Raw genomic sequence first — 26574 nt, forward strand, 5'->3', positions numbered from 1 at the left:
GTCATTTCCTCGGATCGAAGGCGTCACGGGCGGACTCGCCAATGAACACCAGCAGGCTGAGCATCAGCGCCAGCACGGCGAACGCGCTGATGCCCAGCCAGGGCGCCTGCAGGTTGGATTTGCCCTGGGCCACCAGCTCGCCCAGCGAGGGCGCGCCAGCGGGCAGGCCGAAGCCGAGAAAGTCCAGCGCGGTCAAGGTGCCGATGGCGCCGGTGAGAATGAACGGAAGAAAGGTCATGGTCGAGACCATGGCGTTGGGCAGGATATGCCGGAACATGATGCCGCCATCCTGCATGCCCAAGGCCCGGGCTGCACGCACGTACTCCAGGTTGCGCCCGCGCAGGAACTCGGCGCGCACCACGTCCACCAGGCTCATCCAGGAAAACAGCAGCATGATGCCCAGCAGCCACCAGAAGTTGGGTTGCACGAAGCTGGCCAGGATGATCAGCAGGTAGAGCACCGGCAGCCCCGACCAGATCTCCAGAAAGCGCTGGCCGGCGAGGTCGACCCAGCCGCCATAGAAACCCTGCAGGGCACCGGCGGCCACGCCGATCAGCGAGCTGAGCACGGTCAGGGTCAGGGCAAACAGCACCGAAATGCGAAAGCCGTAGATGACCCGGGCCAGTACGTCGCGGGCCTGGTCGTCGGTGCCCAGCCAGTTGTCCGCCGAGGGGGGCGCAGGGGCGGGCACCTTGAGGTCGTAGTTGATGCTCTGGTAGCTGAACGGAATCGGCGCCCAGAGGATCCAGGCCTGCTTCCTGGCCAGCAGGTCGCGCATGTACGGGCTCTTGTAGTTGGGCTCCAACGGGAACTCGCCGCCGAACGCGGTTTCCGGGTAGCGCTGCAGCGCCGGGAAGAACCACTGGCTGTCGTAATGCACCACCAGCGGCTTGTCGTTGGCGATGAGCTCGGCGCCCAGGCTCAGGCCAAACAGGATCAGGAACAGCCATAGCGACCACCAGCCGCGCTTGTTGGCCTTGAAGCGGGCGTAGCGGCGGCGGTTGAGGGGGGACAGGTTCATCTCAATGCTCCCGGTGGCCGAAGTCGATGCGCGGGTCGACCAGGGTGTAGGTCAAATCGCCGATCAGTTTCACCACCAGCCCCAGCAGGGTGAAGATGAACAGGGTGCCGAACACCACCGGGTAGTCACGGTTGATCGCCGCTTCGAAGCTCATCAGGCCGAGGCCGTCGAGGGAGAAGATCACCTCCACCAGCAACGAGCCGGTAAAGAAAATGCCCATCAGCGCCGAGGGGAAGCCGGCGATCACCAGCAGCATGGCATTGCGAAACACATGCCCGTAGAGCACCTTGCGGTTGCTCAGGCCCTTGGCCTTGGCGGTGATCACGTACTGTTTGCTGATCTCGTCGAGAAAGCTGTTCTTGGTCAGCAGGGTCATGGTGGCGAAGTTGCCGATGACCAGCGCGGTAACGGGCAGGGCGAGGTGCCAGAAGTAGTCGCCGACTTTGCCGGCCAGGCTCATCTGCGCGAAGTTGTCCGAGGTCAGCCCGCGCAGCGGGAACCAGTCAAGGTAGCTGCCGCCGGCAAATACCACGATCAGCAGGATGGCGAACAGGAATGCCGGGATGGCGTAGCCGACGATGATCGCCGAGCTGGTCCAGATGTCGAAGTGGCTGCCGTGCCGGGTGGCCTTGGCGATGCCCAGCGGGATCGACACCAGGTACATGATCAACGTGCTCCACAGGCCCAGGGAGATCGATACCGGCATCTTTTCCTTGATCAGGTCGATGACCTTGGCGTCGCGAAAGAAGCTGTCGCCGAAATCCAGGGTGGCGTAGTTCCTGAGCATGATCCACAGGCGTTCCGGCGCCGACTTGTCGAAGCCGTACAGGTGTTCGATTTCCTTGACCAGCGCTGGGTCCAGGCCCTGCGCGCCGCGGTAGCTGGAGCGCCCGGCGCTGACCTCGGAGCCGCCGCCGGCGATGCGGTTGGTGGCGCCGTCGATGCCTTCGACCTTGGCGATCATCTGCTCCACCGGGCCGCCGGGTGCGGCCTGGATGATCACGAAATTGAGGATGAGGATGCCGAACAGGGTCGGGATGATCAGCAGCAGTCGGCGAACGATGTAGGCCAGCATGTCATTGCGCTCCGCTGTCGGCGGTAGGGGCGGCGGGAATGGCCGTCTTGATCGGCACGGCGGGGGTAGCGTCGGGCTTGATCCACCAGGTGCTGGTGCCGATGTCGTAGGTCGGGGTCACCTTGGGGTGGCCGATATGGTCCCAGAAGGCCACTCGCCAGGTATTGATGTGCCAATTGGGAATCACGTAATGGCCCCACAGCAGCACCCGGTCCAGGGCGCGCGTATGGTCGATCAGGTCCTGGCGCGAGCCGGCGTTGATCAGGCCGTTGACCAGGCTGTCCACCGCCGGGTCTTTAAGGCCTATGTAATTGAGGCTGCCTGGCTTGTCGGCGGCGGCCGAGGTCCAGTAGTCGGTCTGCTCGTTGCCGGGCGAATTGGACTGCGGGAAGGAGGCGACGATCATGTCGAAGTCGCGCGAGCGGCGCCGGGTGATGTACTGGGAGACGTCCACCCGGCGGATCACCAGGTCGATGCCCAGGTCGGCAAAATTGCGCTTGAGCGGCAGCAGCACCCGCTCGAACTCGGTCTGCGCCAGAAGGAATTCAATGGACACCGGGTTGCCATGGGGATCGACCATGCGGTCGTCCTTGATCTTCCAGCCGGCGTCCAGCAGCAGATGGTAGGCGCGGCGCTGCTGGTCGCGGATGATGCCGCTGGCTTCGCTGACCGGGTTCTTGAACGCTTCGCTGAAGACCCGCGGCGGCACCTGTTGGCGCAATGGCTCCAGCAGCTTCAGTTCGTTGGGGCCGGGCAGGCCGCTGGCGGCCATGTCGGAGTTCTCGAAATAGCTGTCGGTGCGGGTGTAGGCGCCGTTGAACAGCTGCTTGTTGGTCCACTCGAAGTCCAGCAGCAGGCTCAGGGCTTCGCGCACGCGTGGGTCCTGGAACACCGGCCGGCGCAGGTTGAAGACAAAGCCCTGCATGCCGGTGGGGTTGCCGTTGGGGATTTCCTCGCGGCGCAGGCGGCCGTCACGCACCGCCGGGGTGTTGTAGGCGGTGGCCCAGTTCTTCGCGCTGATCTCCAGCCAGTAGTCGAACTGGCCGGCCTTGAGGGCTTCCAGGGCGACGGTGTTGTCGCGGTAGTAATCCACGGTCATCACGTCGAAGTTGTACTGGCCGCGATTGACCGGCAGGTCCCTGGCCCAGTAGTCCTTGACCCGCTCGTAGCGAATGGAGCGCCCGGCCTGTACTCCGGCCACTTTGTAGGGGCCGCTGCCCAGCGGGATCTCCAGGTTGCCCTTGTTGAAATCCCGGCCTTGCCAGTAATGCCTGGGCAGCACCGGCAACTGGCCGAGGATCAGCGGCAGCTCACGGTTGCCGTCATGCTTGAATTTGAACAGCACGGTCAGCGGGTCTTCGGCCACCGCCTGATCGACGTCGGCGTAGTAGTTGCGGTACACCGGCGAGCCGTTCTTCATCAGGGTGTCGAAGCTGAACACTACATCGTCCGCGCGCATGGGCTGGCCGTCATGAAAGCGTGCCTGAGGGCGCAGGTAGAAGCGCACCCAGCTGTTGTCCGGGGCCTTCTCCATGCGCTCGGCCACCAGGCCGTAGACGGTCATGGGCTCGTCCAGGCTCTGCACGGCCAGGGTGTCGTAGATCATGCCGATGCCGGAGGCGGCAACGCCCTTGTTGATGAAGGGGTTGAGGCTGTCGAAGCTGCCGAAACCGGCCTCGCGGAAGGTACCGCCCTTGGGCGCGTCGGGGTTGACGTAGTCAAAGTGCGGAAAGTTTTCCGGATATTTCGGCGGTTCGTCGTAGAGTGTCAGGGCGCTATGCCCGGCGGCGCTGGCCAGGCCGGCGAGGCTCAGCATCAACAGGCCGCCGGCCCAGGGCAACAGGGCGCGCAGAGGCATCATGATGGGTTCTCCGAAGGCTGGCTGGAGCATGGGGTTCCAGAAGCAGGGGGCAGTCGCGAATCTGCCGGGTACCATAACAGCTTGTTGGATATGGAAAAAGCTCGGGGGCTGGGTGCCCTCCCACGCCAACGGTGGGAGGCGGCCCGGCCGCCGCAAGGCCGTTGCCGATCAGCGATCGACGTAGACCCGCAGCGTCTGCCCCGGCTTGAGTGCGTGGGCGCTTTGCGGGTTCCAGCGCTTGAGGTGGTCGACCTCGACATTGAAGCGCCGGGCCACCACGTACAGCGAATCGCCCTTGCGCACCTTGTACTGGGTGCTCTTCTGCTTGCTGTCCGCGGCCTTGGCCTGGGCCACCACGCGGCCTTTGCCGGCCTTGCTCGCAGCCTTGCTGGTGTTGTCCTGCATCACCAGCATCTGGCCGACCTTGAGGTGCTTGCCGGTCAGCTTGTTCCAGCGCTGCAGGTCGTGGGTGTCGACCTTGTTGGCGCGGGCGATGCTCGCCAGGTTGTCGCCCTTGCGCACTTTATAGCTGCGCGGGCGTGACGGCCGGGCCACGCTGGTTTCCTCGAACACCGGCTCGACCGGCGCCAGGCTCAGCAGCTCCTCGGGGTTCATCCGCGACAGGCTCGTTGTAAGCAGTTGCGCCTTGGCCGTTGGGATCAGCAGGTGCTGGGTGCCTTCCACGGTGGTGCGCTTCTTGAACGCCGGGTTGAGCTGGAACAGCTCGTCCTCGTCGATGTTGGCCAGTGCCGCGACCCGCGACAGGTCCATGCGCTGGTTGATCTCGACGACCTCGAAGTAGGGCTTGTTCTCGATCGGGTTGAGGTTGATGCCATAGGCCTGCGGGGCCATCACCAGTTGCGACAGGGCGAGCAGCTTGGGCACGTAGTCACGGGTTTCCTGGGGCAGCGGCAGGTTCCAGTAGTCGGTGGGCAGGCCGAGCTTTTCATTGCGCTCGATGGCCCGGCTGACCGTGCCTTCGCCGGCATTGTAGGCAGCCAGGGCCAGCAGCCAGTCGCCGTTGAACATGTCATGCAGGCGGCTCAGGTAATCCAGCGCGGCGATGGTCGAGGCGGTCACGTCGCGGCGGCCGTCGTAGGCCGAGGTCTGGCGCAGGTTGAAGTAACGCCCGGTGGCCGGCACGAACTGCCACAGCCCGGAGGCGTCGCTTCGCGAATAGGCCATGGGGTTGTAGGCGCTTTCGATGACCGGCAGCAAGGCCAGCTCCAGCGGCATGTCGCGCTCTTCAAGGCGCTCGACGATGTAGTGCATGTACAGGCTGCCGCGGTCGCTGGCGTTTTCCAGGAACGTCGGGTTGCTGACGAACCACAGCCGCTGCTGCTCGATGCGCGGGTTCACGCCCAGGCCTTCCTGAAGCTTGAAGCCCTGACGCATGCGTTCCCAGACATCCTGGGGCGGGGTCTTGTGGTTCTGCTGAGTGACGAAGATCGGCTTTTGCTTGAGCCGCACGTCGAAGTTGTGACCCAGGCTGTCGTCCGTGCCCGGAGCATGGGTGGCGGCGCTTTGGCAGCCCACCAGCGTCACCGATAGACCCAGGGCAACCGCCTGGGCCAGCCGCGTCAATGCGTCGGTTTTTGGGGTTTTGCTTATAGATGACGACATTGGCTGGAAGGTAGTTCCGGGCGAAAATGTCGGGCGATTCTAGAAAGCAGCCACCGGTCGGTCAACCTTTGAGAAGTTTTTGCGACAAAACCGTGCCGCTTAGAACTTGTCCTTCCAAGCCCGCAGGGCGGCGAAAGTTGCCGCCGAGCCGCGTTCGGCCGGGCCTTCGCGGCGATCCACCGCCTGTTTGACCGCCGCTTCGTCGACACGCAAAAAAGGATTGGTCCGGCGTTCGAGGGCGAGGTTAGAAGGCAGGGTGCAGCGATCTTCGGCGCGCAATGCGGCGACCGCTGCCACGCGCTCGGCGATGTCGGCGTTGTCCGGTTCCACTGCACTGGCAAAACGCAGGTTGCTCTGGGTGTACTCGTGGGCGCAATAGATGAGGGTGCTGTCAGGCAGCGTGGCCAGCGTGCTCAGCGATTGATGCATCTGTGCCGGGGTGCCTTCGAACAGTCGTCCGCAGCCCGCAGCGAACAGCGTGTCGCCGGGGAATAGCAGTGGTTGCGCGCTGGCGCCGTGGTAGAAGGCGATATGGCCGAGGGTGTGGCCGGGCACGGCGTGCACCTGAAATGGCAGGCCGAGTACCTGCAACGTGTCGCCATCGGCCAAGGCCAGGTCGCGTGCCGGGATGTGCTCGGCGCCCGGCCCGGCGACACGCGCGCCGGTCTGCTGCTTGAGGGCCTGCACGCCGCCGACGTGGTCGTTGTGGTGATGGGTGATGAGGATATCGGTCAGCTGCCAGTCGCCGTGCGCGGCCAGCCACGCCTGCACCGGACCGGCATCGCCCGGGTCGACCACTGCGCAGCGTTTGCTTGCAGTATCTTGTAACAACCAAATGTAGTTATCGCTGAAAGCGCGCAGGCCGTCGATCTGTATCATGGTCAGGTTCGCCAAGCTGAAGACAATGGTGCATCTTAGGGCCTTACGGGTTGCACGAGAACCCGACAGGGGAAGAAGGCATGAACGATATCGCGTTTGCCCAGGCAGATCCCGAATGGCTGGAACTGATCGGCCAGGCTCGCCAGTGGTTTGCCGGCCCGCTGGGGCAGCTGCTGTTGCGTGAGGAGCAGCAACTGCTGGAAGAAGAGCTCGGGCGCTTCTTCGGCGGTTATCTGGTGCATTATGGCCCCAGCGCCGAGCCGCCGCCCACGGCCCGCCAGGTGCAGCGCAATGTGCGCCTGGGCGCGCCGCTGCCGGGTGTGGAGATCGTCTGCGAGGAGCAGGCCTGGCCGCTCAGCGAGCACGCTGCCGACGTGGTGGTGCTGCAGCACGGCCTGGATTTCAGCCTGTCGCCCCACGGCCTGCTACGCGAGGCGGCCAGCGCCGTACGCCCGGGCGGGCATCTGCTGATCGTCGGCATCAACCCCTGGAGCGCCTGGGGCGTGCGCCACCTCTACACCAGCGACGCGCTGCGCAAGGCCCGCTGCTTCTCGGCCTCGCGGGTCGCCGACTGGCTCAACCTGCTGGGCTTCGCGCTGGAGAAACGCCGCTTCGGATGCTATCGTCCGCCCGTCGCGTCGGCCGCCTGGCAGGCTCGCCTGACCGGCTGGGAGCGTACTGCCGGGCAATGGCAGGGCCCCGGCGGCGGCTTTTATGTGCTGGTGGCGCGCAAGCTGGTGGTCGGCCTGCGGCCGCTGCGCCAGGTGCGCCGCGAACCCATGGGCAAGCTGCTGCCGTTGCCCATGGCCAAGGTCAACCGTCGCTCCAGCGACTGACCGAGTCTTGAATTCCGGAAAAAAAGTCAAATGACCGACAGCGTTGAAATCTTCACCGATGGCGCCTGCAAGGGTAACCCCGGCCCCGGTGGCTGGGGCGCCTTGCTGATCTGCAAGGGGGTGGAAAAGGAACTCTGGGGTGGCGAAACCGCCACCACCAACAACCGCATGGAGCTGACCGCCGCCATTCGCGGCCTGGAGGAGCTCAAGCGGCCCTGTGAAGTGATGCTGGTGACCGATTCCGAGTATGTGATGAAAGGCATCCAGGAGTGGATGGTCAACTGGAAGAAGCGCGGCTGGAAAACCGCCGCCAAGCAGCCGGTGAAAAATGCCGACCTCTGGCAGCAGCTCGACGAGCAGGTCAACCGCCACCAGGTCAAATGGCAATGGGTGCGCGGCCACAATGGCCACCCCGGCAACGAGCGCGCCGACGAACTGGCCAACCGTGGCGTCGACGAAGTGCGCGCCCTGCGCCGCGCGCAGAGCCCGCAATAGCCGCTTGTGGTAAAGTGCCCCGCTGCCGAACCGTATCAACCGCCGGGATCTTCATAAATGGCCACTCGCTTCGTCGTACTCGATACTGAAACCACCGGTATGCCGGTCACCGATGGCCATCGGGTGATCGAGATCGGCTGCGTCGAGCTGCTCGGCCGGCGCCTGACCGGGCGCAATTTTCACGTCTATCTGCAACCTGATCGCTCCAGCGACGAGGGCGCGATCGGCGTGCACGGCATCACCGACGAGTTCCTGCTCGACAAGCCACGCTTTGCCGAGGTCGCCGACGAGTTCTTCGAGTTCATCGAAGGCGCGCACCTCATCATTCACAACGCGTCCTTCGACGTCGGCTTCCTCAACAACGAATTCAACCTGATCGGCCAGACCCACCGCGCCGACATCACCCAGCATTGCAGCATCCTCGACTCGCTGGCCATGGCCCGCGAGCGCCACCCTGGCCAGCGCAACAGCCTCGATGCGCTGTGCAAGCGCTATGGCGTCGACAACACCAACCGCCAGCTGCACGGCGCCTTGCTCGACTCGGAGATTCTCGCCGACGTCTACCTGGCCATGACCGGCGGCCAGACCAGCCTGTCGCTGGCTGGCAATTCCAGCGACGGCGCCAACGAGGGCGGTGCCGCCAGCCGTGGCAGCGAGATCCGTCGCCTGCCGGCCGGGCGACGTCCGGCTCCGGTGATCATGGCCTCTGCGCAGGAGCTGGCCGAGCACGCCGCGCGCCTGGAAGTCATCGCCAAGTCGGCCGGTGCCCCGGCGCTGTGGACGCAACTGCTGCAAGCCTGATGGGCGGCGCGCAAGCAGGGTTGGTGGTGCGCCTGGCGGACCACAGCTTCGCCGATTACGTGCGCGGCAGCGATTACGGCTTTCGGGTCCAGGCCTACGCCACGGCGGTGCCGGGCCAGCCGGTGGCCGATTGGCCGCGGCGGGCGGTGCCCCCCTATCGAAAATGCTACGGCATCGACCCCGACGAGTTTCGCGCCTGCCTCGATTCGCCGGACGCCGCAGTGTTCATGGCCTGGCTGAATGGCCGTGCGGTCGGCCACCTGGTGGTGACCACTCACTGGAACGGCCTGGCCCAGGTCGACGAGTTGGCGGTGGATGCCAGCGCCCGGCGCAAAGGCGTGGCCCGGGCCCTGCTGGAGGTGGCGGGCTTCTGGGCGCACAAGAAGTTTCTGCCGGGAATCGTCCTGGAGACCCAGAATAACAACCTCGATGCCTGCCGACTGTACGAGAGCTGTGGCTTCGTGCTGGGTGGCAGCGACTGCCTGCGCTACAAGGGTATCGATCCGCAGACCGAGGAAGTGGCGTTGTTCTGGTATCGGCTATTCTGAGGCAGGCACCGGCCTATCCCAGCATCACCTTGGCGTGTTCGGCGACGATCTCCAGCAGCGCGCGCAACGCCGATGACGGCGAGTGCTCCTTGAGCGTCAGGGCATACAGGGTGATCGGCACCGCAGGCGCCAGCGGGCACACGTCCAGGCCGGCAGCCTTGGCGCCCAGCGCGGTGAAGGGGTCGACGATGGCCAGGCCCTCGCCGGCTTCGACCATGCTGCGCATCATCTGGTAGGTCTGCACCCGCGTCTGCACGATCGGCACCGGCCGCAGTGCCGTCAGCCGCGCATCCAGCGCCGCGCTCAACGGGTCTTCACCATCGAGCCCGACCATGGCCTGGCCGGCCAACTCCTGCACGCCGACGTATTTTTGCCGCGGCTGCAGCCAGCCATGGGGCGCCAGCAGCTGCAGTTTGCCCTGGGCCAGCGCCTGCTGATGCAGGCTGGGGTGTTCCGGGGCATGCAGGCTGAAGCCCACCTGGCTTTCGTGAAGCAGCAGGCTGCGCACGATCGCCTGGGTGTTGGCGCTGGCCAGGTGACAGGGAGTTTCCCGATAGCGCCGGCGCAGGGCGGCGAGGCTCTGGGGCAACAGGTGCTGGCCCAGGGTCGCGGTGCTGACCACGCGCAGGGGCGGGTCCTGGTGCTGGCGCAGGGCACTGGCCTGCTGGCGCAGCTTGTCGAGCCCGGCGTACAACTGCTCGATACCGCCCTGCAGCTCGCGGGCCTCGGGGGTGGGTTGCAGTTTGCCACGCACGCGGGCGAACAGCAGGAAGCCCAGTTCCCGCTCGACGTCATTGAGGAGGTGATCGGTCGCTTCGACCGTCAACTGCAACTGTTCGGCAGCCGCACCCAGGTCGCCGCTTTGCAGGGTCGCCTGGATCACTTCGATATGGCGCAGTCGCATGGGGGTAGTCCGTGCCCGATTAGCTAGTCGAGCAGCATCCTACCGCAAACGAGCCGTTGGTCGGCCCGTTCGATGCCGGAAAAGTCATTCGGCGGCAGGTTCGGCCTTGACCGTACCGTGTTCGGTTTCGCGGGTGATTTCGACGTTGCTCTGCACGACCACGAACAGGTCGCCTTCGATGTGCTTGACGCGGTCACCGATCGCCAGGCGATAAGTGGTGATCGGCGCAGAGAGGCTGCCCCCATCGGCGTCGAGTGTCGATTCCTGGAATTCGTGAACCGGGTACACCCGGCCTGCGGCATCCCTTGCATGGAATTGTCCGACGAGTACTGCAGCCATTTGATACAACCTCTGGAAAAAGCGCGACTTGATTTGCGCTTTGTAGACCACTGTTTTTGTACGGAGTTTTACCGCAATACAAATAAATCTGGGCAAGCGAGGCGGGCGTTGGCCGGCCAGCGCCCCAGTATGGAGGTTTTCGCTGCGCTTGGATGCAGGCATTGGTCGCAACGGCCGCCCGCTGCATCTCGCATGCGCTGCGCAGGGCGTATAAACTGCCCGGCAGCGTGCCGAGCCCCCAGCGCCTCGGCACACCTGCAAGCGATCGAGAAGCGAACAAGAGAGTCTGCCATGGGCGCACAGTGGAAAGCTAAACACAGAGAAGCAGCAGCCAACGCCAAAGGGCGGATCTTCGGCAAGCTGGCCAAGGAAATCCAGATCGCCGCCCGCGCTGGCGCCGACATCGACATGAACCCGCGCCTGCGGCTGGTGGTGGAGCAGGCGAAGAAGGCTTCGATGCCGCGCGAAACGCTGGAGCGGGCCATCAACAAGGGTGCGGGGCTGTCCGGTGAGACCGTGCAGTACACCCTGGTCAAATATGAAGGTTTCGCGCCGCACCGCGTGCCCTTGATCGTCGAGTGCCTGACCGACAACGTCAACCGCACCGTGGCGGAAATCCGCGTGCTGTTCCGCAAGGGCCAGTTGGGCGCGGAAGGTTCGGTGTCGTGGGACTTCAACCACGTCGGCATGATCGAGGCCTCGCCGGTGTCGCCGGACGCCGACCCTGAGCTGGCCGCCATCGAAGCCGGTGCTCAGGATTTCGAACCGGCCGAGGAGGGCGCCACGCTGTTCCTCACCGAGACCACCGATGTTGACGCCGTGTGCAAGGCGCTGCCCGAGCAAGGTTTCACCGTGGATTCGGCGAAGATCGGCTACGTCGCCAAGAATCCGGTGAGCCTTAGCGATGACGCGGAAATGGCCGAAGTCGAAGCCTTTCTCGATGCCATCGACGGGCACGATGACGTGCAGAACGTTTATGTAGGCCTGGCCTGACGTTGGCTGGCCTGTAGGTGTAGGACCGAGCTCGCTCGGGAACCGGTGCAACGCCATTCCCGAACGAGCTCGGTCCTACAGGGCAGCCGCCAGGCGCTGCACCACTTCGGCAAACACAGGCCGAGCCAGCACCTGAGCCTGCACGCAGTCGCGCTGCAAGGCCCACAGCGGCTCCAGCGGCTGGTCGCAGCGCTCCAGCCATTCGCCCAGCAGCAGGCCGTAGGCCCGCACTTCGATGCGCTCCACCGCCTGCGCCGCCAGGCTGCCGTCGCGCGGGTAGAAGCACGCCGCGCCGAAGTCGCCGAACAGGCAGTCGCCGTTTTCGTGCCAGAGAATGTTGTGCGCGTACAGGTCGCCGTGGTTGATGCCGTGGCCGTGCAGCTGCGCCGCCACCGAGGCCATGCCGGCGGCCATGCGCTTGAGCACCGGCGCGCTCAAGCGCAGGTCATCGGCGTAGACGTCGCGGGTGCAGGAGGTAAAGCTCGGCGCGCTGGCCAGGTTCAGGTAGGACGGGTCGATCAGGTCCATCACCAGGCCGTGGCTGCCTTGCGGATGGCCGCCGACCTGGCCCTCGACCTTGATCAGGTTGGCATGTTCGCCGGCGGCGATGCACGCCGCCATCTCGTTGAGCGGCGAACCGTCGCTGGTCATGCTGCCCTTGTAGAGCTTGACCGCCACTTCCAGCCCACGGCTGCGCCACAGCCCCTGCTGAATCACCCCCGAAGCCCCTTCGCCCAGCTGGCGGTGCAGTTGCAGGTCGCTCCAGTCGATGGTTGGCACTTTGCCCGGCGCATGGGGCGTGCAGAATTCTTCGCGCAGCGGGTTGCCGGCGTAGGCCAGCCAGGCCAGCCGCGGCAGGCGGTAGATCCACTCGGGCAGCTGCTCCAGGCGGTTGGCCGACAGGCGCAGCAGCTCCAGGTGCTCCATGGCCGCCAGGTTTGGCAGGGCCGTGAGGCGATTGCCCGAGAGCATCATCTTCTGCATGCGCGTGCATTGCCCGAGTTCTTCGGGCAGCTGCTCCAGGCAGTTGTCGGTGAGGATCAGCCAGCGCAGCAGGGGCGGCAGGGCGGCCGCCGGCAGGTGGCTGATGCGGTTGGCCTTGAAGCCGACCATGCTCAGCTGCCGGCAGTCGCCGACGCAGGCCGGCACTTCTGTGAAGTCGTTGAACGAGCAGAACAGGATCTGCAGGTGTTCGAGCCGGCCCAAGTCTTCGGGCAGGCTGCTCAGGCGGTTGCCGGTCAGATCGAGGATCTGCAGGGTGTCAGCCAGATCGAAAATTTCCCGTGGAAATTCAGTGAGCCCGCAGTTGAGGGTGAGTCGCGTGCTGCCGGCCAGTTGACCGGCCTTGAGGCGTGCCAGGGTGTCCATCGTCGGGAAGATCTCGCAGTCGTGTGCCATGTATTCTGGGCCGCATCATAGCGGTTGCTGCCGGTTTCGACATGGGGCAAATGGCAGCCTGCCCAGCAGCAGCCATACTCAAGTTCGACCGCCTATAACAACAACGCCCGGGTCCCTGCATGAACTATACGGACAGCTATGCACGCTCGCTTGCCAACCCCGCCGCCTTCTGGGCCGAACAGGCACGCCGCCTGGCCTGGTACCGCGCCCCGCTGCAGGCCCTGCTGGAGCAGGCCGACGGCACCCACCAATGGTTCGCCGACGGTCGGCTGAACACCTGCTACCTGGCCCTGGACCGCCACATCGAGCTGGGCCGCGGTGACCAGCTGGCGTTGATCCACGATTCGCCGGTGACCGGCGAGCAGCATCAATACAGCTACCGGCAACTGCGCGACGAGGTGGCTCGGCTGGCCGAGGTGCTCCGCGAGCTGGGGGTCAAGCAGGGCGATGGCGTGATCATTTATATGCCCATGGTGCCCCAGGCGGTGATGGCGATGCTCGCCTGCGCGCGCATCGGCGCCGTGCATTCGGTGGTGTTCGGCGGCTTTGCGCCCAACGAGCTGGCTGTGCGCATCGATGACGCCCAGCCGCGCCTGCTGCTCACTGCCTCCTGCGGCCTGGAGTTCGACCGGGTCATCCCCTACAAGCCGCTGGTGGACAAGGCCCTGGCCCTGGCCCATCACCAGCCGGCGCGGGTGCTGGTGCTGCAGCGCGCGCAACAGGCTGCCGAGCTGCAGGCGGGCCGCGACCTGGACTGGCAGCAGGCCATGGCCGACGCCCGGCCGGTGCCACCCGTGGAGCTGGCCAGCGGCGACCCGCTGTACGTAATGTACACCTCCGGTACCACCGGGCGGCCCAAAGGCATCGTGCGCGACAACGGTGGCCACGCGGTGGGCCTGTTGTACGCCATGCACAACGTTTTCGGCCTGCGCGCCGGCGATGTCTGGTGGGGCATTTCCGATGTCGGCTGGGTGGTCGGCCATTCGCTGATCGTCTATGGCCCGTTGCTCGCCGGTTGCACCACGGTGCTGTACGAGGGCAAGCCGATCCGCACCCCGGACGCCGGCAGCTATTGGCGGGTGATCGAGCAGTACCGGGTCAATTCGTTGTTCTGCGCCCCCACGGCCATGCGCGCCATCCGCAAGGAGGATCCCCAGGGGCAACTGTTGCAGCGCTACGACCTGAGTTCGCTGCGCCAGCTGTTCCTGGCCGGCGAGAAGCTCGACTCGGCGACCCATCACTGGCTGGAGCACTACACCGGCAAACCGGTACACGACCACTGGTGGCAGACCGAGACCGGCTGGCCAGTCACCGCGCCCTGCATGGGCCTGGCCGGCAGCCGCAGCCGCGCCGGCTCGAGCAATCAGCCAGTGCCGGGCTACGCGGTGCAGGTGCTGGACGAGCGGGGCCACGTACTGGGCGCCGACGAGCAAGGCTCGATCGTCATCCGCCTGCCGCTACCGCCCGGCTGCAGCCAGACCCTGTGGCGCGACCACGCTCGCTATCTGGAGGCCTACCTGGCCGCCTTCCCCGGCTACTTTCACACCGGCGACGGCGGTTACGTGGATGGCGAAGGCTTCGTGCACATCATGGGCCGCACCGACGACGTCATCAATGTGGCCGGGCATCGCCTGTCCACCGGCGAGATGGAAGACCTGGTGGCGCGCCACCCCAGCGTGGCCGAGTGCGCCGTGATCGGCGTGCCCGACGAGCTCAAGGGCCAGCGGCCCCTGGCCCTGGTGGTGCTCAAGGACGGCGCCGACAGCGGCCCCTTGCAGGCGCAGATCGTGGCCAGCGTGCGTGAGCAGATCGGCGCCTTGGCCTGCCTGCGCGAGGTGCGGGTGATCAAGCGCCTGCCCAAGACCCGCTCGGGCAAGATCCTGCGCGCGGTGCTGCGCAAGATCGCCGCCGGCGAGGACGTGGTGGCGCCGTCGACCATCGACGACCCGGCGATCCTGATGGAAATTGCGCAGGTGCTGAATCGGCTGGAGTGATGGGAGGCTGCGGTTGCGAAGTGGCGGGGTGGCGAAGTGGCGGGGTGTCAGTGCTCGCCAGCTTCGCCGGCTCCTACTTGTGAACCTGAGGGGCTCGGCAGCGTTGCTCACACTTGCCGCAGCTGCCCCAAGCGGCTGCGCGTGCGCATCAGGTCGATTGCCTGCGCCTGCAGCGCCTGCTCCAGCGGCCACTGGCTGATCAGGTGCAGACATTTGTCCTGGTCGTACAGCACGTCGATCAGATTGATGAAGCGCTGCTGCACGGCGATGGAGCAGTCATCCAGCAGCGGCAGGTGATCGATGATCCAGACGTCGAAACGCTTGCACAGCGCCAGATAGTCCATCACCGCCGTCGGCTGCTCGCACAGGTCGTCGAAGTCGAACCGCACGCTGCGTTCGTGGCTCATGCGCGCGCGCAGCAGCCGCGTGCCGACCTGCAGGGGGAAATGCGCCAGCTGCGCCGCCGGCAGGCCCAGCGCCGCGCGCTGCTCGGCGCTGCCCGGGCACACATAGTGGCCGCGGGTGAACTGCTGTTGCGTCCCGGACTGCGGCAGCTGCCGGTAATCGGTGGCGCCGCCGACCTCCAGCACTTCCATGTCGGCGTTGATCAGGCGGATCACCGGCAGGAACCGCTCATGGTACAGCGGGTTGGGCAGCAGCCCCTCGGGCGGGTAGTTGGAGGTGACGATCAACAGGATGCCGCGGGCGAACAGCGCCTTGAAAAGCCGCGTGATCAGCATGGCATCGCCGATGTCGTGCACGTGAAACTCGTCGAAGCACAGCAGCCGGCAATCGCTCAGCAGCTCGTCCAGAGTGGCGCTCAGGGCATCCTGGCGTTCGCGGTGGCGGAACATGCCCTCGTGCAGCTGGGCGAAGAAGTCATGAAAATGGATGCGGCGCTTTTGCCCCAACGGCGCGGCCTGGAAAAACCCGTCAAGCAGCCAGCTCTTGCCGCGTCCCACCGAGCCGTACAGGTACAGGCTGCGCGCCGGGGTGCTGCTCGACAGCGGTGCCGCGCGCCCGGCCAGGCTGTCGATGACCCGCAGCTGGCCTTCGCTGAGCTGGTAGCCCTGCTGCTGCGCGCGCTGGTCGAAGAAGTGCTTGATCGCCTGGCCAGCCGGGTGGTTGGCGGACGCGGCCGGCGCTTTGGCAGCCCGTTTGAACCAGGATTTCTTTGGCGGTAGAGCAGTCACGAACGGCACCTTGAGCCCGGTGAAGATGCGCCAATCTATATGCTCGGCAGCGCTTGCAGCAAGGGCAGGGCGGGATTGTCCACTGGGCTGACCATGGCGTAGTTGTAATGCGCGCTGGACCAGTATTCGGCCTGCAGCTCGCCATCGCGGCGCGAACCGCGCGGCAGCAACAGGTTATTGCCTCCCGGCGGGCGTATATAGAAGGTCACGCGCCGGCCCTGGCCGTCCTGATACAGCACCATCGCCGCCGGGCCCTGCTCGGTGCTCATCAGCCGTGCACTGACCGCCGTGAAGCCTGCCGACTGCAGGTCGGGCAATGGGTTGGCGCCGCTGAAATAGCGGTCCAGCCAGGGCTGCAGCTCGCGGCTGTCGCTGACCTTGAGGTCGGCGGGTACCGCGCTCTGCTCGGCAAACAGGCGGTAGGCCTGCAAGGCATCGGTCATAGGCAGCTGCCTGGCCAGGGTCAGCTCGCGCGCTTGCCAGCCGCTCAGCGCGCCGACGCCCACCGCCAGCACCAGCACTGCGGCGCTGGCCAGCCGGCGCTGGCGCCGGGCGCGCAGGCGGCGGCGGATGGCTTGTGGGTCAAGCGCCGGATTGGCCGGCTGCTGCGCACCCTGGCCCAGGGCCGCGCGCAGTTGCCGCGCCTGCTCCTGCCACGCCGCCACCGTGGCCGAGGCTTGCGGGTGATTGCTCAACCACTGCTGCACGCGCTGGTGATCATCGTCGTCGAGTTGCCGATCGACGTAGGCGTGCAGCACGTCGTCGTTGGGGGGCAGGCTGATCATTTGAGAATTCGCAGGAGGGGGGGACGTTGCGAGCCGGGGCGGGTGATTTCGCCCTCGCTCAGTTCACGCAGGGCCTGGCGCGCCCGCGACAGCCGTGACATCACGGTGCCGATCGGCACCTCGAGCATCTGCGCCACCTCCTTGTAACTAAGGCCTTCCACCGACACCGCATAGAGCACGGCACGCTGCTCGGCGCCGAGCCGCTCGAAGGCGGCGAGGGTCGACTGCGCCAGCACGCTGCGTTCGGCCGAGGGCTGGCTGTCGTCGCGCCCGGTGAGCAACTCGAGCATGCGCGCCATGCGCCGCCCGCGACGATGCTGGTCGACGAATTGCCGGTAGAGAATGGCGAACAGCCAGGCGCGCAGGTCGCCGTCGGCGTGCTTGCCGTCCCAGCGGGTCAGCGCGCGCTCGAGGCTGGCCTGCACCAGATCGTCGGCGCTGCTCGGCTCGCGGGTCAGCGACAAGGCAAAGCGGCGCAGGCGCGGCAGCAATTCTCGCAGCTGTTCGTCGAATTCGTGCATGGCCATCCCGAGCAGGTTGAGGCGGTGGTGAACAGCAAGACGACCCGTGCGGGAAATTATTCCACCGCCAGGAGAAAAAACCGAGTCCAGCTTTAATGGGTGATAGCCGGGAATAAAACGCGCAGCCCTTCGTCCCATTGCATCCGAACCATCCTCATCATGGGCCAAAGGCCCGGGAGACCACCATGCCGGAGCCTACACCGGGCAACAGATCCGACCAGCCCCACCTTCCCCTGAGCACCGGCAGCACGCTGCTGCGCCTGGCCGCCATCGCTGTGGTGGTGGCCGTTTGCGCCGGTGCCCTGGCCTACGTCAAGGGCGTGTTCGATCCCGGCCGCCTGACCCCCGAGGCCTTCGTCGACCAATTGCAGACCGACAATGGCATCCACCCCGGCTACCGGCGCAACCACGCCAAGGGCGTGTGCGTGGTCGGCTACTTCGAGAGCGCCGCGCCGATTCGCCCGTATTCCGCAGCCGGTGTGTTCCAGGATGCCCGCACGCCGGTGGTCGGCCGTTTCGCCCTGCCCACCGGCAGCCCCTATTCGCCCGACACCGCCGCGCCGATCCGCAGTTTCGCGCTGCGCTTCACCCAGGCCGACGGTCAGCAATGGCGCACCGGCATGAACGCCATGCCGTCATTCCCGGTGGCCACCCCGCAAGCCTTCTTCGACATGCTCAAGGCCAGCGCCCCGGACCCGGCCACCGGCAAGCCTGACCCGGCAGCCATGGGCCGATTCTTCGGCGCCCACCCGGAAGCCGCGCCGTTCCTGGCCTGGGTCAAGACCGCCAAGCCGTCCGCCAGCTATGCCACCGAAACCTACAACAGCGTCAATGCCTTCTATCTCGTGGGCGCCGATGGCCAGCGCCATGCCGTGCGCTGGAGCGTGGTGCCACAGCCCGGCAATGGCAGCAGTGCGCCCGCCACCCAGAGCGGCGATTTCCTCGACAGGGACCTGCAGCAGCACCTGGCCAACGGCCCGCTGCGCTGGGACCTGCGCATGACCCTGGCGGACCCCGCCGACCCGGTCGACGACGCTACCAGGGCCTGGCCCGCCGAGCGCCCGGTAGTGGCCGCCGGCACCCTGGTGATCGAAAAAGCCGAAGCACAGAACGACGGCGAATGCCGCGATATCAACTACGACCCGCTGATCCTGCCGAGCGGCATCCAGGCCTCCGCCGACCCGTTGCTGCCGGCGCGTTCGGCCGCCTACGCCAGCTCCTACCTGCGCCGCACCAGCGAAGTCGACCAGCTCAAGACCGCCCATGCCGACCCGCAGTCCGCCCAGGAGGCGCGCCCATGAACAAGCACCCCGAACACTTCGCCCCGCTGGCGCGTCTGCTGCACTGGAGCATGGCGCTACTGCTGATCGCCCAGCTGTTCATCGGCGCCGGCATGGTGGCCTCGGTCTCCGCGCGCCACGAGTGGTTGATCCACCTGCACAAACCCTTGGGCATCGCCTTGCTGGCGCTGGTCATCGTGCGCCTGATCGTGCGCTTCAGCACCCGCCAGCCGCCGCTGCCAAGCGACCTGCCGCCGGTGCAGAAACTGGCGGCCAAGGCTTCGCACTGGCTACTGTATGGCCTGATGGTGGTGCTGCCGCTGGTGGGTTGGGCGATGCTCTCGGCGGCGGGCGACCCGATCATGCTGACCGAGTCGCTGCGCCTGCCGGCCCTCATCGCGGCCGACCCCCACAGCTTTGCGTTCTTGCGCAAGGCCCATGGGTACCTGGCCTATCTGTTGTTTCTGACGGTGCTGGTGCATTTGGCGGCGGCGCTGTTTCATGGGCTGATACGGCGCGATGGGGTGTTGCAGAGTATGGCCAAGGGGGAGGGCTGAAGTCGCCGCTAACGCGTGAACGAGCGGTCTGGCAGCAAATGTGCCTGACCGCTTTTTCATTTGCTTACACTTCAGGCTTTGGGTTTTCGTCTTAGCTGTGTCAGTTTTCCGCCGTCAACAATGAGAGCGGACAACGCCGATGACCCTGGCTTCCCACACCCGCACAGCCACCACCGAATGCGCGCCTTCCATCAAAGGCTGCCGGGTCTGCCAGCGTCCGGGCCTGGCGATTCTTCCGCTGCGCCGTTCGCTGGTCCCCAAGCCGCACTTGTGGAAGCACCTGCCCGAGCCGGAGATCTCCGACACCGAGCTCGGCCTGCGGGTGCTGCGCGCGGGCTACCTCTACGTGCTGCTGGACGACCGGGTCTGGCAAGCCTATCAGGTGACCGTCGACGGCTACCTGCGCCAGTTCAACCCCTACCAGCCGCGGTACTGCAACGAACGTCGCCTGACCCGGGCCTGCGTCAATCGGGACCACGATATCCCTGCCTCATTTCTCAACATCGACACCGATCAATACCGCACGGCCTCTTTCGCCTTTTCCAGCGACCCCTGGCCAGTCAGCGTGCTGGACGCCTACAAGGCGCTGCGCAACATCGAGCGCATGCAGATGATCGATCTGGCCACGGCCCGGGACAACCCGACTCGCTATGGTGACTACCTGACCCCCGAGGAGCCCTGGATCCTCAAGCAGGTCTACGAATACCGCGACTTCGTCCCGGGTTTCCCCAGTGTCCATGGCTTCCACAGCCGAGGCCATCGCCAGAGTGCCATCCGAAACTACCTGCGCACGGCCCGCGTGCACCCCACGCTCGGCCCTGGCGTGCTGGCCATCGAGGTGGATGACGACGTCGGCCTGGTCCAGGAATACAACGCCATGCGCGCCAGTTGGGCCCATGCGCGGCAGGTGTGGCTGGAGGAGCCGGAGCGGGCGTATCAGCATCAGACTTCGCAGATTCTGCTGGCGATTCGCGCGTTGCATCGGCAATGGGCGAACGCCAAAGTGCCGGTCAAGGAGCCCAATGTAATGCCTCCGGACTGGGTGATCCCGGGCGCGTGGGCCATCGAGCGCCAGCGGCGTGTCGACCAGCTGGCCCTGGAATCGGACCAGCGTCTCGAAGAGCGCTACGACGAACCGAAACGGGCAGACTTCCAGAAAACCTACGACACCGTTCTGCAGGTGTATCAAAAGCAGATCGACCACTACGGCGAGCGCTATGCCAAAGCGTTTCTTGCCGCCGACTTCCACGTGGCCATGGCCCACGACTACGACCCGGACGACAGGCAATCGGCGATTGCCTACAGCAAGACCATGGCGCTGTGCCTGAGCGGCGGTATCAGCGAGGCCCCAGGCAATGCCAGCGGCCCGACGGTGATGCTCTGGCAGGAGCTGCTGCAGGACCCGCAGAGCCCGATCTACAAGGCGCTGCTGATGCGCGACAAACATTTGGTGGCCGCCTTGCTGCCGAGCTTCGACGCCACCGGCGTCGATGACTGGAACGACAGCGGCAAGCTCTACGCGGCCCTGCAAGCTGCCATCAACAGCGATGAAGCAGGGGAGTTCAAGCGCAGGAACCTGCAGGAAGCGATGGCGCAGATGCTCGCGGCACTCAACGCGGCCAGCACGCGCCTGAAGGCGGTACTGGGCGCCGGAGTGGAATGCGCCGTGTCGCGCCTCAATAGCGCAACCCAGTTTCTCTACAACGGGTTGTCCTTGATCGAGCTGCATGTCCCGATGAGGCTCGGGGACTACTACGCGCTGCAGTCCAGGCACATTCGCGAATTGCAACATAAACACGCCAACGGCGCAGACCGCCCTCGGCCAAAGTCGCGAGACAAGGTGCAGCCGCTGATCCTCGGTGGCGTATTGAGCCTCTCGGTGATGAACCCGAAGATCGCCGATCTGGTAGTGCAGGTTTCAGTCTGGGTCGAGGGTACGGTGGAGGACCTGAAAAAAGCGCTGAGTGCCGAAAGCAGATTGCCGCCCAGCGACCTGGGTCTCGACGCCAGCGCGCGTTTGGTACCGGTAGGGGTCGGCCTGGCCACGTTGGACCCAGCCGCGCGCAAGGCGCTGGAGGGGGTGCAAATGACCTTGCCACAAGCGCGGAAATGGGTAAGGACCGGGTTTGGTGGAGTGATGGGGGTTGCAGGGAGTGCGGAGGTGCTTCTGGCAGTCGGTGGACTGTATTTGATGCATGATTCGATGGGGAAGAACCTGGAGGCTGCGCGCAAGGCTGTGGGGGATCGGTCGATCGAGGCGGAGATGGCGTTGGCCGGTAGCGCACTGGGCGTGATTGGAGGCGGGATCGAGCTGATTGGCATTGCCTTGGAGACGGGCCTAAAGGGAGCGGAGGCCAGCAGCCTGATTACGAGTAGTTCGGTTATTGCTTCTCGGATGGCTTCGTTGGCTGATCGTTTGATTAGGGTTGGTGGCATGGCAATAGCTGTTTCCAGTTTTCATGATGCGGCGCAGGCTGTGCTCGCAGCGAGTCGCGCGGCGAACCAAGGCGATACCAAGGCAGAAGTAGCATATTTCTCAGCCGCTATGTTTTCGGCCGTCGCCGGCGTTACAGGGGGGGTCGCTGCGGTTCTGCGAATCACCTCTATAGCTGGTCCAATGGGCATAGCCATTATCGTTGGGCTATTGGGATATGCTTTGTATAATTGGGCTCAACATCGAGAGTCGTCGCCGATAGAGCTATGGGCCAAACGATGTTTTTTCGGTGTGGCGGATGAAATACCAAAAATACATTGGGCTGCATCTGATTCGGGAACTAAAGCGATTGCTGAGCTTAATGCTATCACTATGGCTCTGGATGGAGAACTTGAACTCAAGTTTGAACATCTAGGGTATGCGCCTGGAAATATTCCGATTGAAAGACCGCACTGGTTTTACAGAATTAGACTTCCGCATTACTCAGTATTGGAGTCCGCCTACAGATGGAGTTTGCTCATTCATAGAAAGGACGATAAATTCGCTGGAGAATACATAGCGGGTGAGATCGTCGCTCGGAGCGAGCAGGCCGTTCCTGAGATCTCAACCCAGGCAAGCCGGCGACCACCTGCGACGCCCATTACTCTTGCTCCGACCTCGTCGGGTTATCGGCTGAAAAATCCTCATCCGTTCGGGTTGGAATTAACGGATCAATCTAAAGATGGCGCTGCGGTAAATTTCCTTGAATTTTCGGGTTCGCTGCAAGGGGAGCAAGTGATAGATGGGCGTGAGATTGAAGCAGTTACATTGTCGGTGACGTATTGGCCTGAAAAGGCTGTTGTCGACGGCTATGCTGAAATAGTCCGGACCAGGCATATGCCCGGATCTGAAGGAAATTAAAGTCAAGGTCAAACCATGTTTAGTGATGAAAGCCGTAGCTTTCCAAGACGCCCGGAAGGCTGGCGTTATGATCTATCCTCACCGAATGATGATTGCATACTGCCGCCGCACCCTAGCGGATTACCCTACCCGCCGAATCACCTTGACGCAGTCTATATGGAGCTTCCTAGATCTACATTCGAAGTCAGGGGCGTAGCGGTGTGGGGAGCGCTATGCCTTTTTGGATTGGCAATATGTATGGTTGTCAGGTGGGTGGGATTCAAAATTGAGTCGGTATATCTGGAATTTGGCGTCCTGGATGCTTCTGCCCTATTTATCGTTACTACAGCAGGCTGGGTCGGAGTGGTCCTTTGGCGGATTGACATGGAGGCACCGAGGGATGAGCCGATTCGCTTCAATCGAGTACGAAGGAAAGTGTATGTTTACCAGTTTCATTACAGCTGGCTCAGGCCGTTCTGCCGAAACTCATGGGGTATAAAGGCTGTAGCCTACGACTGGGACAGCCTCAAGGCAGAATTTTGCAGCATTTACGGTCCGATGGGAACGGGAGGCTTGATTCAGTTTGTGAATCTCGCGGTCGTTGATGCGCAGGGCGAAAAGATTGTCGACCGTTTTTTATACGCTCGTGGTCGACAGTCTGGCGAAATGTATTGGGCCATGGCCCAGCTCTATATGCAAGAAGGTCCCAGCGCTGTGCCGAAGTTTGAAAAACTACCACGCGATTGGAATAACGAAACTCACTTCGAGAACATTGCTCGTCGGTTTGCTCCGAGGGTGCAATGGCCTGAGGAGATGGACCTTGAATCAAGGAGTGCTCCTGATGCCTCTAGTCAGTCGAGTTCTGAAGAAACCACGCCAGATAGTCACGCTGGCCATAATCAAGGTAAAGCAGCTTTGCAGAAAGTGAAGTCAATAGACGATAGAGGTTAGGAGTGTCGAGTGGTGAGGCGATAATCCATAAGCTCCGTGCGTCAGGCTGGAGGTATGATCTTCCTTCCCCTGGCGAGGCTCCCGCATGTCTCCCTGATGCAAGTGTACTACCCTATCCACCAAATCATATTGATGAGGTTTATATGGAGCTTCCTAGAGCTACTTACGAGATAAGGGGGCTAGCGGTATGGGGTGGGATTATGTATTTTGCGCTAGGATTGTGTTTATTTATAGTCTGGCTGTGGTTGGGGCATGGCTCGTTTTTTCATAAGTTGGGGGCGGTGGACGCTATGGTGTTGGCGGGTGTGTTAATGATGATCTTGGTAGGCGTGTATTTCTGGCGAATGGATATGGAGGCTCCACTTGATGAACCCATTCGCTTCAATCGTGCGCGAAGAAAGGTTTACGTTTACCAATTTTATTACAGTGGCCTGAGATTATTTTGCCGGAAATCTTGGGGGGTCAGGGCGGTGGCCTATGACTGGGATACGCTGAAGGCGGAGTTCTGCAGTATATATGGTCCTATGGGTTCTGGCGGTTTGGTGCAGTTTGTTAATCTGGCAGTAATAAACAGAGAGCAAGGAAGAGTTATCGACCGGTTTTTGTACGCCCGTGGTCGTCAATCTGGAGAAATGTACTGGGCCATGGCCCAGCTCTACATGCAGCAGGGTCCAGGTGCTGTGCCGAAGTTTGGAAAACCTCCGCGTGACTGGAATAACGAAGCCCACTTCGAAAACATTGCGCGGCGCTTCGCCCCCAAGGTGAAGTGGCCCGAGGCGATGGACCTCGAATCGCGCACAGCTCCATAGGAACGGCCAATCTCGCCTTACCAAGCTTCAGCGTATTCCTATAAACGGAATTTCATGGTCTGCAGGAGTCTTTCGGTAAATAGTCAGGAGTTAGAGGGGGATAGTTCAGGCTGATTGTTAAAAAGGGTTCTTCGGGTATTACTGATTCAGATTTTCTGGCTCGGAACACGGCGCACAGCACGAGAGCCCTTCAGATGGATGGCGCGAAATTATGAAGCCCTCGTCTACAGTCTGAATAGTGGAGGGATTGGACGGGCCCAAAATGGAGTTTCTCGAAATAAAGGGCTCAGTTCAGCAGGATCTCAAATCAATTGACCGGATCGAGGGGGTGGCGCTGTCGATTATATTATGGCCAGATGAAAATGTTGTTGATGGGTGCGCCCCAATGACGGTCAACAAAGTACTATAAATCTAGGCGTATTGCTAGCGAGCATGGAAAGTTTTGAATAAATTTATTAAGGATCCGGGGCTGCCGCAGCACCCTCGAGGATGGGAATATGATTTACCTAGCCCTAATGAGCCTGTACTTGATGGGATGGTTTCATCTTTTATCAATAACCCGCCCAGTTACGTTGATCCTATTTATATGGAGTTGGCTTGTTCGACGGTGAGTGCGCGTGGTGTTGGCGCATGCTGTGCTATAGTGTGGGTCATGTTTTGCGGTGCAATATTATTGTTCATTTTTAGCGAAATGGTTTCTGATGGCTTTTATTCGTTGCAGTTGATGTGTGCTCTTCTTCTTGGGCTTGGTGCTGCAGCATGGGTGTTCACATGCATTTGGCGACTAGATACCGAAGCTCCCCGGGATGAGCCCGTCAGATTTAATAGGGTGCGGCGGAAAGTCTACGTCTATCGCTTCCTTTATAGCGCTCGACGCCCCTTTAGCCGCCGCGCGTGGGGCGTATCTGCAAGAGTTTACGAGTGGGACTGTCTTCGCGCGGAATACTGCACTGTCTACGGCCCAATGGGTGCCGGTGGCCTGATACAAACTGTCTACCTTGCGGCGGTCGATTCAGCGACTGGCAAGGTCGTGGATCGGTTCGTTTTCGCCCATAGCCGGCGAGAGGGCGAGATGTACTGGGCGATGGCCAAGCTCTATATGCAAGAAGGCCCTGAGAGCGTTCCGAAATTTGATAATCCACCCCAGGGCTGGGATAGCGAAGTTCAGTTGGACAAGGTTGCGCGTCGTTTTGCTCCGGAGGTGGATTGGCCGGAGGCTATGGACATCGAATCGAGGACAATTCCTTGATTCAAACGCCTTGGAAAGATGACAGTTTATCGCTCGTCGGCATTGTGCGAAGCTTGATTAGTTGTACGGTGGAGTGATTGTAGGTGCAAGGCGCGAAGTATTGTTGAGGGGCTGCGGAGGGCAGATTGTCTAGTCCGACGCAATGGCTCCAGCGGGGCAGGAACGATCAGCGCCATAGTATTGGACGGCTTCAACTCGGTATTTAGAGGACTGATATGTATGATCTTATTGAGTTAAAAGAACTGTGATCTTAGTACCAGGATCCATGATCAGAGCCCGTGCTCCCGGATGGCTTTATGACTTATCCGGACCTAACGAGCCAGCTGCAAGAAGCCCAGTGCCGGCAGAGTTGAGTTATCCTCCAAATCATATAGATAAACATTATATCGAGCTGCCCCGTTCGGACTTTAAAGTGCGGGGTGTAGCCGCTTGGGCTTCACTGACGCTGGTTCCGCTTGTTTTATATTTGTGTTACTTCAGTTGGATTGGTCCGGACGCTATTGTCCTGAAATATGCTTCGCTGGTGGAACTGGGCATTGTCATATTGATTTCATGGACTGGACTGTATTTTTGGCGGTTGGATACTGAAACACCGCTTGATGAGCCTATCCGCTTTAACCGTGCTCGACGGAAAATATACGTCTATCGGTTTCGGCATAACGCCTTGAGGCCGTTTAGTCGCGCTGCATGGGGTGTCTATCCCCAAGTCTATAACTGGGATGATCTGCGAGCAGAGTTTTGTAGTATCCGTGCTGTAGGTGTACGCGGTCTCGTAGAATTTCTGACAATTGCCGTGATCGAACCGACTAGCGGCAGAGTCGTTGATCGCTTCATTTTCGCGCATGGTCGCCAGGAAAGTGATATGTACTGGGCAATGGCTCAGTTGTACATGCAAAAAGGTCCAGGTGCAGTACCGAAGTTTGAGGCAGCGCCCCGGGACTGGAATAACGAAATTCACTTCGAAAATATAGCGAGGCGTCTGGCTCCAAAAGTGAAATGGCCAGCTGTTATGGATATCGAGTCAAGGACAAGCTTATGACATTGGTTGAGAAAGTAAGGTATAAGGCATAAGAGGGTTATCGAGTGATAAATAATAGTAGGCGCTCGGTAAGTTTCCGTCCCGTTGGGTGGAAGTATGATTTGCCTGGT

General features: G+C 62.7%; 24 protein-coding genes. 13 read left to right on the forward strand and 11 right to left on the reverse strand.

The features are described 5' to 3' along the window. Position 1: 1 nt before the first annotated feature. From SFA35_RS09040 to gloB, 5 genes are all read right to left on the reverse strand, one after another. Positions 2 to 1021 carry an ABC transporter permease gene (locus tag SFA35_RS09040; protein WP_320577442.1) on the reverse strand — a complete coding sequence of 340 codons (1020 nt, stop codon included), beginning with the start codon at positions 1019 to 1021 and terminating at the stop codon, positions 2 to 4. Position 1022: 1 nt separating this feature from the next. Then, positions 1023 to 2096, reverse strand: coding sequence for a microcin C ABC transporter permease YejB (locus SFA35_RS09045; RefSeq protein ID WP_320577443.1), 1074 nt, complete (start codon positions 2094 to 2096; stop codon positions 1023 to 1025). Position 2097: 1 nt separating this feature from the next. Then, complete coding sequence (locus SFA35_RS09050; RefSeq protein ID WP_320577445.1) at positions 2098 to 3957, reverse strand: extracellular solute-binding protein; 1860 nt, start codon at positions 3955 to 3957, stop codon at positions 2098 to 2100. A 168-nt stretch (positions 3958 to 4125) separates the two neighbouring features. Further along, the gene (locus SFA35_RS09055) at positions 4126 to 5580 is read right to left on the reverse strand and encodes a lytic transglycosylase domain-containing protein (protein WP_320577446.1); all 1455 of its coding nucleotides are present in this window, start codon (positions 5578 to 5580) and stop codon (positions 4126 to 4128) included. A gap of 99 nt (positions 5581 to 5679) precedes the next feature. Beyond that, positions 5680 to 6459: a hydroxyacylglutathione hydrolase gene (gene gloB, locus SFA35_RS09060; protein ID WP_320577448.1), complete on the reverse strand. Its 780-nt coding sequence runs from the start codon at positions 6457 to 6459 to the stop codon at positions 5680 to 5682. An 80-nt stretch (positions 6460 to 6539) separates the two neighbouring features. Between gloB and SFA35_RS09065 the strand changes: the two genes are divergently transcribed. Genes SFA35_RS09065 through SFA35_RS09080 form a run of 4 tightly spaced genes read left to right on the forward strand, consistent with a single transcriptional unit; the run spans position 6540 to position 9139 of the window. Beyond that, entirely contained in the window at positions 6540 to 7295 is a 756-nt protein-coding gene (locus SFA35_RS09065; protein ID WP_320577450.1) for a methyltransferase domain-containing protein, read from the forward strand. A gap of 30 nt (positions 7296 to 7325) precedes the next feature. Continuing rightward, a complete protein-coding gene (gene rnhA, locus SFA35_RS09070) occupies positions 7326 to 7790 on the forward strand; it encodes a ribonuclease HI (protein WP_320577451.1) in 465 nt (154 codons plus the stop codon). Positions 7791 to 7847: 57 nt separating this feature from the next. Further along, positions 7848 to 8591: a DNA polymerase III subunit epsilon gene (gene dnaQ, locus SFA35_RS09075; protein WP_320577452.1), complete on the forward strand. Its 744-nt coding sequence runs from the start codon at positions 7848 to 7850 to the stop codon at positions 8589 to 8591. After that, the gene (locus tag SFA35_RS09080; protein ID WP_320578930.1) at positions 8591 to 9139 is read left to right on the forward strand and encodes a GNAT family N-acetyltransferase; all 549 of its coding nucleotides are present in this window, start codon (positions 8591 to 8593) and stop codon (positions 9137 to 9139) included. The genes dnaQ and SFA35_RS09080 overlap by 1 nt, the downstream gene beginning before the upstream one ends. A 13-nt stretch (positions 9140 to 9152) precedes the next feature. On the opposite strand, the gene SFA35_RS09085 is transcribed toward SFA35_RS09080, so the two are convergent. Continuing rightward, entirely contained in the window at positions 9153 to 10043 is an 891-nt protein-coding gene (locus tag SFA35_RS09085; RefSeq protein WP_320577454.1) for a LysR family transcriptional regulator, read from the reverse strand. An 84-nt stretch (positions 10044 to 10127) separates the two neighbouring features. After that, entirely contained in the window at positions 10128 to 10382 is a 255-nt protein-coding gene (locus tag SFA35_RS09090) for a hypothetical protein (protein WP_320577456.1), read from the reverse strand. A 291-nt stretch (positions 10383 to 10673) separates the two neighbouring features. Between SFA35_RS09090 and SFA35_RS09095 the strand changes: the two genes are divergently transcribed. Then, on the forward strand, positions 10674 to 11375 hold the full coding sequence (locus SFA35_RS09095; protein ID WP_320577458.1) for a YebC/PmpR family DNA-binding transcriptional regulator: 702 nt from the start codon (positions 10674 to 10676) through the stop codon (positions 11373 to 11375). Between the two features lie 75 nt (positions 11376 to 11450). Here the strand turns inward: SFA35_RS09095 and SFA35_RS09100 are convergent, their stop codons facing one another. Beyond that, on the reverse strand, positions 11451 to 12743 hold the full coding sequence (locus tag SFA35_RS09100) for a leucine-rich repeat-containing protein kinase family protein (RefSeq protein WP_320578932.1): 1293 nt from the start codon (positions 12741 to 12743) through the stop codon (positions 11451 to 11453). 149 nt (positions 12744 to 12892) lie between these two features. Here SFA35_RS09100 and SFA35_RS09105 point away from each other — a divergent pair, with 149 nt between their 5' ends. Continuing rightward, the gene (locus SFA35_RS09105; RefSeq protein ID WP_320577460.1) at positions 12893 to 14767 is read left to right on the forward strand and encodes a propionyl-CoA synthetase; all 1875 of its coding nucleotides are present in this window, start codon (positions 12893 to 12895) and stop codon (positions 14765 to 14767) included. A 107-nt stretch (positions 14768 to 14874) separates the two neighbouring features. Here SFA35_RS09105 and zapE read toward each other — a convergent pair whose 3' ends face one another. From zapE to SFA35_RS09120, 3 genes are read right to left on the reverse strand one after another with little or no spacing between them, the layout of a single operon-like run. After that, entirely contained in the window at positions 14875 to 15960 is a 1086-nt protein-coding gene (gene zapE, locus SFA35_RS09110) for a cell division protein ZapE (RefSeq protein WP_320577463.1), read from the reverse strand. Between the two features lie 35 nt (positions 15961 to 15995). Beyond that, positions 15996 to 16745: an anti-sigma factor gene (locus tag SFA35_RS09115; RefSeq protein ID WP_320577466.1), complete on the reverse strand. Its 750-nt coding sequence runs from the start codon at positions 16743 to 16745 to the stop codon at positions 15996 to 15998. Then, the gene (locus tag SFA35_RS09120) at positions 16742 to 17266 is read right to left on the reverse strand and encodes a sigma-70 family RNA polymerase sigma factor (protein ID WP_320577468.1); all 525 of its coding nucleotides are present in this window, start codon (positions 17264 to 17266) and stop codon (positions 16742 to 16744) included. Before SFA35_RS09120 ends, SFA35_RS09115 begins: the two co-directional genes overlap by 4 nt. 185 nt (positions 17267 to 17451) lie before the next feature. Between SFA35_RS09120 and SFA35_RS09125 the strand changes: the two genes are divergently transcribed. The 7 genes from SFA35_RS09125 (at position 17452) to SFA35_RS09155 (ending at position 26464) form a co-directional block, all read left to right on the forward strand. Next, entirely contained in the window at positions 17452 to 18567 is a 1116-nt protein-coding gene (locus SFA35_RS09125; protein WP_320577469.1) for a catalase family peroxidase, read from the forward strand. Next, the gene (locus SFA35_RS09130; RefSeq protein WP_320577471.1) at positions 18564 to 19103 is read left to right on the forward strand and encodes a cytochrome b; all 540 of its coding nucleotides are present in this window, start codon (positions 18564 to 18566) and stop codon (positions 19101 to 19103) included. The genes SFA35_RS09125 and SFA35_RS09130 overlap by 4 nt, the downstream gene beginning before the upstream one ends. A 139-nt stretch (positions 19104 to 19242) precedes the next feature. Then, a complete protein-coding gene (locus tag SFA35_RS09135) occupies positions 19243 to 22437 on the forward strand; it encodes a T6SS effector BTH_I2691 family protein (RefSeq protein WP_320577473.1) in 3195 nt (1064 codons plus the stop codon). A gap of 252 nt (positions 22438 to 22689) precedes the next feature. Further along, on the forward strand, positions 22690 to 23367 hold the full coding sequence (locus SFA35_RS09140) for a DUF6708 domain-containing protein (protein ID WP_320577475.1): 678 nt from the start codon (positions 22690 to 22692) through the stop codon (positions 23365 to 23367). 200 nt (positions 23368 to 23567) lie between these two features. Beyond that, positions 23568 to 24176: a DUF6708 domain-containing protein gene (locus SFA35_RS09145; protein ID WP_320577478.1), complete on the forward strand. Its 609-nt coding sequence runs from the start codon at positions 23568 to 23570 to the stop codon at positions 24174 to 24176. A 442-nt stretch (positions 24177 to 24618) separates the two neighbouring features. Beyond that, positions 24619 to 25425, forward strand: a complete 807-nt coding sequence (locus tag SFA35_RS09150) for a DUF6708 domain-containing protein (RefSeq protein ID WP_320577479.1) — start codon at positions 24619 to 24621, stop codon at positions 25423 to 25425. Positions 25426 to 25762: 337 nt separating this feature from the next. After that, positions 25763 to 26464: a DUF6708 domain-containing protein gene (locus tag SFA35_RS09155; RefSeq protein ID WP_320577480.1), complete on the forward strand. Its 702-nt coding sequence runs from the start codon at positions 25763 to 25765 to the stop codon at positions 26462 to 26464. Positions 26465 to 26574: the final 110 nt, after the last annotated feature.

Origin of the sequence: Pseudomonas sp. HR96 (genome assembly GCF_034059295.1) — a bacterium.
In the GTDB taxonomy this organism is placed as follows: Bacteria; Pseudomonadota; Gammaproteobacteria; order Pseudomonadales; family Pseudomonadaceae; genus Aquipseudomonas.

Excerpts from the sequence above, each read along its gene's own strand:
- SFA35_RS09040 (WP_320577442.1), bottom strand. The coding sequence starts at position 1,021 with ATGAACCTGTCCCCCCTCAACCGCCGCCGCTACGCCCGCTTCAAGGCC.
- SFA35_RS09045 (WP_320577443.1), bottom strand. The coding sequence starts at position 2,096 with ATGCTGGCCTACATCGTTCGCCGACTGCTGCTGATCATCCCGACCCTG.
- SFA35_RS09050 (WP_320577445.1), bottom strand. The coding sequence starts at position 3,957 with ATGATGCCTCTGCGCGCCCTGTTGCCCTGGGCCGGCGGCCTGTTGATG.
- SFA35_RS09055 (WP_320577446.1), bottom strand. The coding sequence starts at position 5,580 with ATGTCGTCATCTATAAGCAAAACCCCAAAAACCGACGCATTGACGCGG.
- gloB (WP_320577448.1), bottom strand. The coding sequence starts at position 6,459 with ATGATACAGATCGACGGCCTGCGCGCTTTCAGCGATAACTACATTTGG.
- SFA35_RS09065 (WP_320577450.1), top strand. The coding sequence starts at position 6,540 with ATGAACGATATCGCGTTTGCCCAGGCAGATCCCGAATGGCTGGAACTG.
- rnhA (WP_320577451.1), top strand. The coding sequence starts at position 7,326 with ATGACCGACAGCGTTGAAATCTTCACCGATGGCGCCTGCAAGGGTAAC.
- dnaQ (WP_320577452.1), top strand. The coding sequence starts at position 7,848 with ATGGCCACTCGCTTCGTCGTACTCGATACTGAAACCACCGGTATGCCG.
- SFA35_RS09080 (WP_320578930.1), top strand. The coding sequence starts at position 8,591 with ATGGGCGGCGCGCAAGCAGGGTTGGTGGTGCGCCTGGCGGACCACAGC.
- SFA35_RS09085 (WP_320577454.1), bottom strand. The coding sequence starts at position 10,043 with ATGCGACTGCGCCATATCGAAGTGATCCAGGCGACCCTGCAAAGCGGC.
- SFA35_RS09090 (WP_320577456.1), bottom strand. The coding sequence starts at position 10,382 with ATGGCTGCAGTACTCGTCGGACAATTCCATGCAAGGGATGCCGCAGGC.
- SFA35_RS09095 (WP_320577458.1), top strand. The coding sequence starts at position 10,674 with ATGGGCGCACAGTGGAAAGCTAAACACAGAGAAGCAGCAGCCAACGCC.
- SFA35_RS09100 (WP_320578932.1), bottom strand. The coding sequence starts at position 12,743 with ATGGACACCCTGGCACGCCTCAAGGCCGGTCAACTGGCCGGCAGCACG.
- SFA35_RS09105 (WP_320577460.1), top strand. The coding sequence starts at position 12,893 with ATGAACTATACGGACAGCTATGCACGCTCGCTTGCCAACCCCGCCGCC.
- SFA35_RS09115 (WP_320577466.1), bottom strand. The coding sequence starts at position 16,745 with ATGATCAGCCTGCCCCCCAACGACGACGTGCTGCACGCCTACGTCGAT.
- SFA35_RS09120 (WP_320577468.1), bottom strand. The coding sequence starts at position 17,266 with ATGCACGAATTCGACGAACAGCTGCGAGAATTGCTGCCGCGCCTGCGC.
- SFA35_RS09125 (WP_320577469.1), top strand. The coding sequence starts at position 17,452 with ATGCCGGAGCCTACACCGGGCAACAGATCCGACCAGCCCCACCTTCCC.
- SFA35_RS09130 (WP_320577471.1), top strand. The coding sequence starts at position 18,564 with ATGAACAAGCACCCCGAACACTTCGCCCCGCTGGCGCGTCTGCTGCAC.
- SFA35_RS09135 (WP_320577473.1), top strand. The coding sequence starts at position 19,243 with ATGACCCTGGCTTCCCACACCCGCACAGCCACCACCGAATGCGCGCCT.
- SFA35_RS09145 (WP_320577478.1), top strand. The coding sequence starts at position 23,568 with ATGTATTTTGCGCTAGGATTGTGTTTATTTATAGTCTGGCTGTGGTTG.